Annotated in this window: 10 protein-coding genes and 2 pseudogenes; 7 read left to right on the top strand and 5 right to left on the bottom strand. The window is 66.5% G+C overall.

Annotation, left to right across the window (positions count from 1 at the left end; all coding sequences use genetic code 11):
- Window positions 1–1315: RHS repeat-associated core domain-containing protein (locus ACN261_RS32430; RefSeq protein WP_425853792.1), on the top strand; the 1315-nt coding region annotated here is incomplete at its 5' end.
- A 20-nt stretch (window positions 1316–1335) separates the two neighbouring features.
- Window positions 1336–1728 (top strand): hypothetical protein, encoded by a 393-nt coding sequence (locus tag ACN261_RS32435; protein ID WP_421483226.1) that lies wholly within the window; start codon window positions 1336–1338, stop codon window positions 1726–1728.
- 67 nt (window positions 1729–1795) lie between these two features.
- Here the strand turns inward: ACN261_RS32435 and ACN261_RS32440 are convergent, their stop codons facing one another.
- The 3 genes from ACN261_RS32440 to ACN261_RS32450 form a co-directional block, all read right to left on the bottom strand.
- The gene (locus ACN261_RS32440; RefSeq protein ID WP_425853793.1) at window positions 1796–2986 is read right to left on the bottom strand and encodes an ISAs1 family transposase; all 1191 of its coding nucleotides are present in this window, start codon (window positions 2984–2986) and stop codon (window positions 1796–1798) included.
- Window positions 2987–3283: 297 nt separating this feature from the next.
- On the bottom strand, window positions 3284–3718 hold the full coding sequence (locus ACN261_RS32445) for a hypothetical protein (protein ID WP_425853794.1): 435 nt from the start codon (window positions 3716–3718) through the stop codon (window positions 3284–3286).
- Between the two features lie 46 nt (window positions 3719–3764).
- Entirely contained in the window at window positions 3765–4076 is a 312-nt protein-coding gene (locus tag ACN261_RS32450; RefSeq protein ID WP_425853795.1) for an endonuclease/exonuclease/phosphatase family protein, read from the bottom strand.
- 274 nt (window positions 4077–4350) lie between these two features.
- On the opposite strand from ACN261_RS32450, the gene ACN261_RS32455 reads away from it, so the two are divergent.
- Window positions 4351–5013, top strand: coding sequence for an HNH endonuclease family protein (locus ACN261_RS32455; RefSeq protein WP_421483221.1), 663 nt, complete (start codon window positions 4351–4353; stop codon window positions 5011–5013).
- A gap of 210 nt (window positions 5014–5223) precedes the next feature.
- Here ACN261_RS32455 and ACN261_RS32460 read toward each other — a convergent pair.
- Window positions 5224–5514 (bottom strand): annotated as a pseudogene (locus tag ACN261_RS32460) (DUF6745 domain-containing protein); the annotation flags it as partial.
- A gap of 135 nt (window positions 5515–5649) precedes the next feature.
- Here ACN261_RS32460 and ACN261_RS32465 point away from each other — a divergent pair.
- Window positions 5650–6768 carry an IS701 family transposase gene (locus ACN261_RS32465; protein ID WP_421486861.1) on the top strand — a complete coding sequence of 373 codons (1119 nt, stop codon included), beginning with the start codon at window positions 5650–5652 and terminating at the stop codon, window positions 6766–6768.
- 307 nt (window positions 6769–7075) lie between these two features.
- On the opposite strand, the gene ACN261_RS32470 is transcribed toward ACN261_RS32465, so the two are convergent.
- On the bottom strand, window positions 7076–7963 hold the full coding sequence (locus tag ACN261_RS32470) for a thioesterase II family protein (RefSeq protein WP_421483214.1): 888 nt from the start codon (window positions 7961–7963) through the stop codon (window positions 7076–7078).
- A 378-nt stretch (window positions 7964–8341) separates the two neighbouring features.
- On the opposite strand from ACN261_RS32470, the gene ACN261_RS32475 reads away from it, so the two are divergent.
- The 3 genes and pseudogenes from ACN261_RS32475 to ACN261_RS32485 form a co-directional block, all read left to right on the top strand.
- A complete protein-coding gene (locus ACN261_RS32475) occupies window positions 8342–9028 on the top strand; it encodes a DUF6875 domain-containing protein (RefSeq protein ID WP_425853796.1) in 687 nt (228 codons plus the stop codon).
- Complete coding sequence (locus ACN261_RS32480) at window positions 9025–9885, top strand: tryptophan 2,3-dioxygenase (protein WP_425853797.1); 861 nt, start codon at window positions 9025–9027, stop codon at window positions 9883–9885. The genes ACN261_RS32475 and ACN261_RS32480 overlap by 4 nt, the downstream gene beginning before the upstream one ends.
- 31 nt (window positions 9886–9916) lie before the next feature.
- Window positions 9917–10301 (top strand): annotated as a pseudogene (locus tag ACN261_RS32485) (kynureninase); the annotation flags it as partial.

The raw sequence follows: 10301 nt of genomic DNA on the forward strand, positions 1-10301 counted from the left end.
TCACCTCCGCCTCATGGGCCACGCGGCCCATGCTGCTGCAGTCGCGCAGAGCATCAGGCAACTGAAGCCGCCGCAGAGCAGCAGGCCGAGTGCCCCCGCCATCCGCACCGGCACGAGCACCAACTACAGCTTCGCTCTCACCGACACCCAAGGCACCCCCACCCTCTATCTCAACAACACCGCCCAAACCCCCATCTGGCGCCAGTACACGCCCTACGGCGAGCCACGCGGCAGCGCCAGCGTCACCCCCGACAACCGAGGCTTCCTCAACAAACCCCTCAACGCCGCGACCGGGTTCACTCGACTCGGCGCCCGCGAATACGACCCCATCATCGGCCGGTTCATCAGCGTTGACCCGATCATGGATGGCACCGATCCGCAGCAGTGGAACGGGTACGCCTACAGCAGGATCAGCCCGGCCACCCTGTCGGACCCGTCAGGGCTGAAGCAATGCGGCGACGACAGATGCACCACCTACGAAACGGTCACGCCCGGTGGCACCCACACCGTCCACAGCGGAGGCTCCTCGGCCTCGACGCGCTACACGGGCCGAACCGATAACGGCCGTCCGTATCCCGACACCACCAAGGGCGAGCACTGGACGCCCGAGTACTACGCCGAGTTCTTCTACGGCACACACATCTCCAACGCCAAGAAGGACCACCCAGTCTACAGCGACATGTGCAAGAACGTCGGTGAAGGCTGCGCAGGACTGGACAACAAGAGACCCGGAGTCAACTGGGGCGTCGCAGGCGCCATGGTCCTCCTCCTCATCGCGGCCGCTCCCGAGTGCCTCGCTGTCGCGGTCATCTGCGCGAACGCGGTAGGCGATGGAATCGTCAGCTTCTACGGATACGGCGGCGGAGGCCCTCCGGCCAGAAGCGCAGGCGCTGGTGCTGCTGGGACGACGGCCAAGGGCACAACCACTGCGAATACCAGGGCGAGGTCGGCAGAGGAACTTCTTGCTTCGATTGGTAAGGAGGTAAAGACTGCCGGGGTCCTCGACCTAGGGAACGGCGAACTGATCCCGTTAGTGTCAGGGACATCATCCTTGCGCAACTACTCAGCCAGTGGGCACGTCGAAGGGCAGGCGGCGCTCATTATGCGGGAGCGTGGTGCCACGAGGGGTACCCTTCTAATCGACAACCCGAACGGTGTATGTGGATATTGCAACTCGCAGGTTCCGACGCTGCTACCCGAAGGTGCAGTGCTTGACGTCCGGACACCGCTCGGATCGGTGCCGCCGTCAGGACGCTGGTTCAACGGGAAGACGTTCACCGGCAACGGAGCCGATCCCAAGCCGCGGCCACGCTGATTTTAAAGTGGGGAAGCAGAATGACTATCTCGTGGACTGCCACATCACCGATATCCGGGAGGTTCGAGCCGATCGAGAGGGTGGGTGTCGATAGTCTCATTGCTCGCTTCGAGGAGTTGCGCGCCCGAGGTCGGGGGTATGCGGAGGTGCGTGGTGATCTCGAGTTCCCCGTACTAACACTTGGCTTCACGGGTTGTGTCGGCGTGATTCACCTCATGGCAAACGAAAACGAGACGTCGCTCCTCGTCGCGGACTCCCCCGGTCCTTCTGCTGCCGAGGTGCTGGTGATGGACGAGCTAATCGAGTTCGCGCCGGAGTTTGTACTGAGCCTTGAACTCGCCTGGCTGGTGGTCATGGAATTTGTTCAGACGGGCGACGCTGCGCGTGCGGGCGAGTGGTGCGAGCTGCAGTAAGCCGTCATCGAGCAGATCAATCACAGAATGTGTGCCAGAGCCAGGACGCCGACCCACGACAGCAGGGTCATTGCGTAGTCGAGTAGCTGCTGGTCACGGTGGTGATGAGGTCGTGTGGGCGGCGGTTGGCGCGTCGGGTGGCTCGGGCGATGTTGGTTTCGCCGTTGCCGCGGTGGAATCCGATGGCAGTGTTGCGGAGGACGGCTGCGACGGCGGGTCCGGTGCCGGTGCGGGCTCGGTGGGCGTCCTCGCCGAAGGTCACATCGCGGACCCAGTGCAGCCGGTTCTCGATATGCCATTCCAGCCGGGCCCATTGCTGCAGGTCGGCAGGCTGGGCGTGGGCGGCGGGCAGTGACGCCACCAGATAGACCGTCTCCCGGGTTCGCTTGCCGGCCACGGTGCGGGTGCGGGTGATCCGGACGGCCTGCTGAGCATGGGGAAAACCGATGCCGCCGGGAGTCTGCAGGGTCAGCGCCTTGACGGTGCGGGTCTCGCGTCGGCCGTGTCCGGTGTCGCGGTGCTGGTCCCCGATCGGCACCTGCGCCCACGGCAGCCGTTTGAGCTGGGCGTACAAGGTCGGCTGGTTGGCCTTGACCGACACGTACAGGTCCCCGCCGGCAGCGGCGACAGCTCGGGCGTGGGCGACCTGGGTATGCAGGGCGTCCGCGACGATCACCACCCCGGCCAGGCTGCCCAGCCGTGCCGTGACCTGTTCCAGCAGCGGGGCGAACGCGGGAATTTCGTTCGACTTCGCCGCGACCTGGACCTGCGCCAGGACCACACCGGTGCAGGTGTCGTAGGCCGACAGCAGATGGACCCGTCCCTCGGTCAGGACCGCGCCCCGCACCACCTTGCCGTCAACGGCGATGACCCGCCGCGCCGGCGGCGGCGCCGACACCCGCGAGCACAGCCAGTCGGCCAGGACCGCCGTCAACGTCTCGGCGTCGACGCGGACCAGCAGCCGCCACACCGTGCTCAGCACCGGCACCCGACCGGTGAACCCGAGCCGGCCCCACGCCGGCGCATCGCGATCGTCGACCCAGTCGACGATCGCGGCGAACGTGCAAGCCCCGGCCATCACCGCGCACACCGCGACCGCGAGCACGCTGGCCAGGGGGTACCGGACACCACGCGGGTCACGCGGATCGGGAACCCTCGCCAGGGCCTCCAACAGGCCAAACGCCTCACCGCCAGCAGTCGAGGAGCCGGGCGGGGCGGGGGCATGGTGACGGATCACGTCGATCAGCGATGATGACATGCGCGGGTGTGGTCCTTCTCGGTGTCATGTTGTCTCAGCAACTCCATGATCACCGACGGGGCCGCACCCGTCCTACGTCACCCTCCAATCAGGCCGACGAACCTGCGAAACCCCAGTTCAGAAGCACCCTCAGACGACTACGCAAAGCCCCTGCCCACGACAGAGGTCAAAAGCGGCTCACCAGGCCGCTGACCTTCAGGATTACCCTCTGTGCCTGTGGATAAAGCGCTTGTCGTCCCCGGCTGCGGGTGGAAGCGCCGATGGAGGTGATGTCGTCGACGAGGGAGTCGATGGTGATCAGCCGAAGTTGGAGGTCACGGGTCGCCAGTACGTGGTCGATGAGCTCCCCGTGGCCCTGATAGATCCGGGAGTAGGCGCGTGCCGATCGAGGTTGTACAGCCGGACGGCGTCGCCCTTGTCTGGGCGGTTGACGTCCCCGTCCGCTGTGCCTTCGAGCAGGACGGTGGTGATGGCGTCGGGTCCGTCATTGAGGTCGCCGCACAGAACCGTCGGCACTCCTGGCTGCCCGTTTACCGCGGCGGCGAGGACCTCGTTGAGGTGCACGCGTAGGGCGACGGCCTCAGCGGTGCGCCGCAGCAGGGCGTACCCGGCTCCGCGGGCACGTTCGTCTTCGTTGAGGGGGTAGCGTCGCCCGCCCGGGTAGGTGAGCAGTTTACTCTTGAGGTGCGCAGTCAGCAGCCGTAGTCCCGCTGCGCCGCAGTCGATGTGCACCTAAAGTGTCCCACGACCGAGGTGGGTGAGGGTGCCGCCGTCGACGTCAGGGACCGCTGGCAGGCCGCCCGCTGGCAGCGCGACGAGCTGCGCTTCCTCGGTGAGGGGACGCCGGGCGAGGACAGGGGCGCGGACGCCACGGTTGTCCGGGTGAGTGGACACCACTGCCTGCCAGTGCTCCCCGAGGGTGGCTCGAAGGGGTGCCGATCTCTTGCAGAGCGACGATGTCGGCGCCGGTGCCGGCGATCAGCCCGGCGAGGTAGGTGAGCTTCGCGGTGTAGGTGGCGTCGGCGTCGGTGTCGTCGGATCGGAACAGGTTCTCCACGTTCCACGTCATGACGATCAGGTCGTTGGTCACCGTCGCTCCCGCAAGTCCAAGTGTAGTGTCAACCGCTGAGAGTCGCACTCCCGGACGGTGCGTGGGCCGGATTGTCGCCATCTCGCCATCTCGGCACGTGTGAGCAAGCCGGCGCGGATGAGCGCGACTGCCGGCTCGGCGCCGCAGCGACCCGTTGGGGGCGGTCGGGGTCAGTGTTCTCGGCGGCCTGCGCCGCTCTTCACAGCGGAGTCCATCGATGGACATGATGGGGCGAGATGGTCGTCATCCACGACGGCTGCCTGAGGAGGCCCTCATGTCCCTGACCCGACGACTCACCACATCCGCACTGGCGCGCCGCGCTGCGGCCGTGGTCCTCGCCAGCACCGTCCTGGTCGCCATCGACGCCGGGGTCGCCGTGGCGACACCTCCCGGTATCCCTTCCAAAGCGACCGCCCAATCGCAGCTCAACGGCCTGACCGTCGCCAGCGAAGGCTCGACGAGCGGGTACTCCCGCGATCTGTTCCCGCACTGGGTCACTATCAGCGGCACCTGCAACACCCGCGAGACGGTCCTCAAGCGCGACGGCACGTCCGTGGTCACCGACAGCAGTTGCGCGGCGACCTCGGGCAGCTGGTACAGCCCGTACGACGGGGCGACCTGGGCCGCGGCCTCCGACCTCGACATCGACCACGTCGTGCCCCTAGCCGAGGCGTGGCGCTCGGGTGCCAGTGGGTGGACCACCAGCCAGCGGCAGAGCTTCGCCAACGACCTGACCCGCCCGCAGTTGATCGCGGTGACCGACAACGTCAACCAGTCCAAGGGCGACCAGGACCCGTCGACGTGGCAGCCGCCGCTGTCGTCGTACCGGTGCACCTATAGCAAGATGTGGATCACGGTGAAGTCCAGCTGGGGGTTGACCCTGCAGTCGTCGGAGAAGTCCGCCCTGCAGACCATGCTGAACACCTGCAGCTCCTAACATTTCACCCCCATCGGCGCGGTTCCTCACGAGCGCCGACGCGAGGGCGCCGCAAGCGGGTACTGCCCGTGGTGTCGGCGGACCCGGGAGTACTGCCGCTGGAGGGCGGGGCCGCTGCTTGCGCGGCCCCGCCCTCCAGCGCCTGGGACGTATGCCGTGCCCTCGCAACGACCCGACCTCGGGAATGATCATTTTGGTGGGGGACGACGCCGTCGCGGGCAGGTCACTACCGTCGGGCCAGGCGACCGTCGGCTCGCCGTCGGCGTGTAGCCGGCCTTCGTCGGTGACCCGCAGAACGGACGGGCGTTGCGTCATCACGGCCACCGTGTCCAGGGGCCACCACGGGCCGGCAGCCAGCGCGTCATCCCGGCACCCCTCGCACATCGGTGTCACCGCCGGCTTTTCAGGCGGAGCCGACACGACGCGGCTACCCCTGACAACTGCCGTTGCAGCGCTAGTACTCCAGCCGCACCTGCCTGATCTAGAGTTTTCGCAGTTCATCACCGTGATTGACGCCTTCCCGGCGCCGTGCGGGTAGTTGCGGATGTCGATGCTGATCGCGGAGTGGGCTGGCTGAGCGCACTTTCTGTCTGTTGTGGTCAGTCGTAGAGCGGGCAGGCTCCCGTGCTTGTGTTGATCGATGAGATCGTGGGTTGGCGGACAGGTCTGGATGATCTGCTGGCGCGGTTCTCGCACCGGTTCGGGCGGGCAGAGCCACGCCGGCAGGCGCTGGCCTACCTGGTCGGGTTGCTGTCGCCCCTGGCCAGCAAGAACGGCTGGACCCTCGCCGAGGCTGCCGGTGATACCACGCCGAATCGGATGCAACGGCTGCTCAACAAGTCCGCGTGGGACCCGGACTCTGTTCGTGACGACCTGTTCGCCTATGTGACCGAGCACCTCGGCCACGACGACGGAGTATTGATCGTCGACGAGACAGGTTTCCTGAAGAAGGGGATCAAATCGGCCGGGGTGCAGCGCCAGTACTCCGGCACGGCTGGGCGGACGGAGAATTGCCAGCTGGGAGTGTTCCTCGCCTACGCCAGCCCGGCCGGGCGCACGCTGATCGACCGAGAGTTGTATCTTCCCCGCGGCTGGTGCGACGACGCTGTCCGCCGCGTCGAGGCCGGCATCGCCGCGAACGTCGAGTTCGCGACGAAGCCTGCGCTGGGTCTGCGGATGATGCAACGCGCCATCGTCGCCGGCCTGCCGGCGAAGTGGGTCACCGCGGACGAGGCATACGGGCAGGACTCGAAGTTCCGGACGTGGCTGCAGCAGCAGCGCCTCGGCTACGTCCTGGCCGTGCCCCGCAACCAACGAATCCCCACCGTGGTGGGTAACTCCCGACCAGACGTCCTCGCCTCTGCCGCGCCGGCCCTGGCATGGAAGCGCCGCAGTTGCGGCGACGGCGCCAAAGGGCCGCGACTCTACGACTGGGCCGTGGCCTCCCTGCCCGGCGCTGACGACAGCTACGGCCACTTGCTGTTGATCCGCCGCAGCATCACCGACCCCACGAACCTGGCCTACTACCTGTGCTTCGGCCCAACCGAGACGCTCTACGAGGACCTGATCCGCATCGCCGGGACCCGGTGGGCGATCGAAGAGTGCTTCCAGACGGCCAAGAACGAGGTCGGACTGGATCACTACCGGGTGCGTCGGTACGACGCCTGGTACCGGCACATAACGCTCGTTCTGTGCGCCCACGCCTACCTCACCGTCACCGCCGCGCAGGCCAAAAGGGGGCACCGAATCCGATGACGGCCTCATCCCTCTTACCCTCGGCGAGGTCCGCCGTCTCCTGGCACACCTGATCACCACCATCCGATCCTTCCACCACATCCATCGATGGTCACGATGGCGACGCCGACACCAATACCGCGCCAGAACAGCCCACTACCAGCGAAGACTCCGACTTCATCAGATGCGGCTGGAGTACTAGCCGGCATGCCCATGCCGAGGTCCGGCAGGGTGCCGCCGTTCGGTGATGCTGCCCGGCGGCCCCGGATCGGCCCACAAAAGAACCGCCCGGGACATCACTGTCCCGGGCGGCTCGGCTTTGTCCGGGTCACGGAATGCGCGCTCGCGCAGCCGCCTCGCCATGCTGATGCCTCGGGTGCCCAGCGTGCTCGCGGATGATCTCCTGGACGCGGTCACGATGCTCATCGAGGAAGAAGTGACCGCCCGGAAGCTCGTACAGCCGGAAAGGACCGGCCGTGTAGCCGTGCCAGGATGCGCCCGCGCCGGGCGGGACGTAGGGATCGGCCGTGCCGCTCAGCGCGATCAGCGGACAGTGGACGACGTCGCCCCGGTGACGATACGTCTCGCTGGCCCGGTAGTCGGCTCGGATCGTCGGAAGTATCAGCTCGATCAACTCACTGTTCGCGACGATGGCCGGGTCTGTCCCGCCCAGCCGCACGAGCTCCTGCACGAGTTGGTCGTCATCGACGGCGTGAAAGTTCCGGTCGAGTGGCGAGTCGGGTGCCGCGCGTCCGGAGACGAACAAGGCCACGAGACGGTGGCCACGAGCCTCCAGACGGACAGCGACCTCGAAGGCCACTGCCGCGCCCATGCTGTGCCCGAACAATGAGGTGGGACGCCCCATCTGGGGGAGCAGCGCCTCGGTGACGTGGTCGGCGAGCTCGTAGACGGAGTCCATGGCGCGTTCACCGTATCGATCCTGGCGTCCCGGATATTGGATCGCGAGTGTCTCGATGTCGTCGGCCAGCAGGTGCGCCATCGGCGTGTAGTAGGAAGCGGTGCCTCCCGAGTGGGGCAGGCAGATGAGTTGATTGGGCGTGGCCGACGCCGGTGTGAGAGTTCGGATCCAGGGACTTCGGGGCTGCGGCACATGCCCTCCAGGGGTGCATCGCACTGATCTAGACGGAACGCCAGGCAGGGGCGGTGAGCTCCCCTCAGGCCTGCGGAGCAGCCGGTGCAGCCTAAGGAGCATCATCGACCGGTGCCCACGACGTCGACCGCACGCGGAGTGTTGCGCTCGGCATTCTAGGGAGGCTCGGCAGACGGCTATCGTGATCGGAGTCGAGAGCGACGTGAATGTCAACGCGGCGGCAGGCTGCACCGCCGCCTAGCTATTCCGGGCGACTGTCCCGCCGGCGGGACAGTCGCCCGAATGCGGCGACATTGTGGTGCTGATGTGCCGGTCGAGCCGATATTGTCGGCGACCGCACCAACCGCTTCTTAGGCCACTTCTGATGGCTTGTCGCGGGGATGGCTCATCCATACGCTGTTACGGTCGATAGGTCGATGCCGCACATTCCTGTCTCGTACGAATAATCGCCAGTCGCGGTACACTCGGAGGGAGGAAAACACCATGACCACCGATGTACTGACTCTTGACCTGACGGAATCCCTCGACATCGTGGACGAATGGTTAAGCTTCTACGTCGCCCAGCCCCACGAGCAGATCGGGAGACCGGGCGCGGTGTGTCCGTTCGTCGCGCCGGCGAGGCGGGTCAACGCGATCAAGACAGTGGTGCGGCTCGTGGGACCCGCCGCGGGGCTCCCGCTGCTCGCGGAGGTCATCCGCTGCAGCCTGGACGAGTTCGAGCAGGCCGACTGGTCGGCAACCAACCCTTCCCTCCGCTCGTTGCTGGTCGTGCTGCCCGACCTACCGCGAGGGGCCTACCCGCTATTCGACGAGGCGCACGCACTGGTCAAGTCGGAAAGCGTCGAGCGTGGTCTCATGATCGGCCAGTTCCACCCCGAGTGCCCGGAACCGGCTGCCCGCAACCCCTCGTTCCTCGTCAGCCGCTCACCCGTTCCGCTGGTGGCGGTGCGTGCCATGGCGATTCACGACATCTTCTTCCTGGCGGAACGCGCCGAGTGGTTCGACGAGTACCGCCGCCGTTTCGGGGGCCGGCACCGGCGTCAGGCAAAGAACATCGACCCGGTGCTGACGGCCCACTACCGGAAGGCGCTCGCGCTGCATCAGCGATCCGATGACCCTGATCCGTCGAGGGCCGGAAACCCGACGGCGGTGTCGGAGCCCACAGCATGACCCTGTCGGCGGACCGAGATGGCCGGCACGATGACCCATCACCGTCGTGCCCGTACCTCGACGACCACACCGTTCCCTCCACGGCGTACGCGGCGTATGCCCACATGGATGCCCTGCTCACGCTGCAGCATCCCCAGACGCGGGCGGCCGCCGAGCCGGGATTCATCATTATGAGCCAGGTCATGGAGCTGCTCTTCAAACTGCTTCACATCGAGTTTGCGGCGGCTCGTGATCAATTGTCGCGCGACGGTGTGGCGGAGGCTTTATGGACGTTGCGTCGTGCTGTCCGCGTTCAACAGGCCGCGCTGTCGTCGTGGGACTTCTTCAGCGCCATGACCCCGGGGGAGTTCGCGGAGTTCCGTGACGTCCTGGGTGAAGCCTCCGGTTTTCAATCGGCGTCGTATCGCCGCCTGGAATTCTTGTTGGGTAACAAGAACCCACATATGGTGAAGCCGCACCGGGGTAAGCACAGCTCCGCTGCGGTGCAGGGCCAGCTGCAGGAGCCGAGTCTGTACGACGCCGTGCTCGGCGTGCTGCGCCGACGCGGGATGGCCATCGTCGACGAGGTCTTCACGCGCGCAGCAGACGAACCGTACGAGCCGCACGGCAGCGTTGAACAGGCCTGGCGTGAGGTCTATGCGGACCCGGTCCGCCACCATGATCTGTACTTGCTCGGCGAGTCGCTCATGGACGTAGCCGAGTCCTTCGCACGGTGGCGCTACACCCATCTAACGGTTGTACAGCGGATTCTCGGTGGCAAGTCCGGAACGGGTGGGACCGAAGGGGTGCCCTGGCTCACCCGTATCAGTGAACACCGATTCTTTCCCGAACTGTGGTCCATGCGGACCTCGCTCTGATGGGCGACGGCCGTGGGGCACGAGGAGCGCGATGACACAGGTGGAGCAGATCTCCCGCGCCGACGCCGAGCGGTTGGACGGTCGCGATGAGCTCGCGGCCTTCCGGACCCGGTTCGTCGTCGACGATGACACGATCTACCTTGACGGTAACTCGCTGGGGCGGCTTCCGCGCGAGACCCCGGAGGTCGTGGACGCGGTAGTTCGCGCAGGGTGGGGGCAGGGGCTCATCGGGTCGTGGCATGAGTGGATCGACTGGTCGGCCGCGCTCGGTGACCGGTTGGCGTCGGCTGTGCTCGGTGCCAGTGCAGGCGAAGTGGTGCTGTCCGACTCGACGTCCGTCAACCTGTACAAGCTGGCCGCCGCGGCGCTGGGGGACGCTGACCCGTCCCGACGCACGATCGTCGTGGACGCTGAGG

It is taken from the genome of Micromonospora sp. WMMD723, assembly GCF_049863385.1.
Lineage (GTDB): Bacteria > Actinomycetota > Actinomycetes > Mycobacteriales > Micromonosporaceae > Micromonospora > Micromonospora wenchangensis.

Bases quoted from the DNA above. Each gene is read 5' to 3' on its own strand.
- ACN261_RS32480 (WP_425853797.1), top strand. From the start codon at position 9,025: ATGACCCTGTCGGCGGACCGAGATGGCCGGCACGATGACCCATCACCG.
- ACN261_RS32475 (WP_425853796.1), top strand. From the start codon at position 8,342: ATGACCACCGATGTACTGACTCTTGACCTGACGGAATCCCTCGACATC.
- ACN261_RS32455 (WP_421483221.1), top strand. From the start codon at position 4,351: ATGTCCCTGACCCGACGACTCACCACATCCGCACTGGCGCGCCGCGCT.
- ACN261_RS32435 (WP_421483226.1), top strand. From the start codon at position 1,336: ATGACTATCTCGTGGACTGCCACATCACCGATATCCGGGAGGTTCGAG.
- ACN261_RS32440 (WP_425853793.1), bottom strand. From the start codon at position 2,986: ATGTCATCATCGCTGATCGACGTGATCCGTCACCATGCCCCCGCCCCG.
- ACN261_RS32470 (WP_421483214.1), bottom strand. From the start codon at position 7,963: ATGATGCTCCTTAGGCTGCACCGGCTGCTCCGCAGGCCTGAGGGGAGC.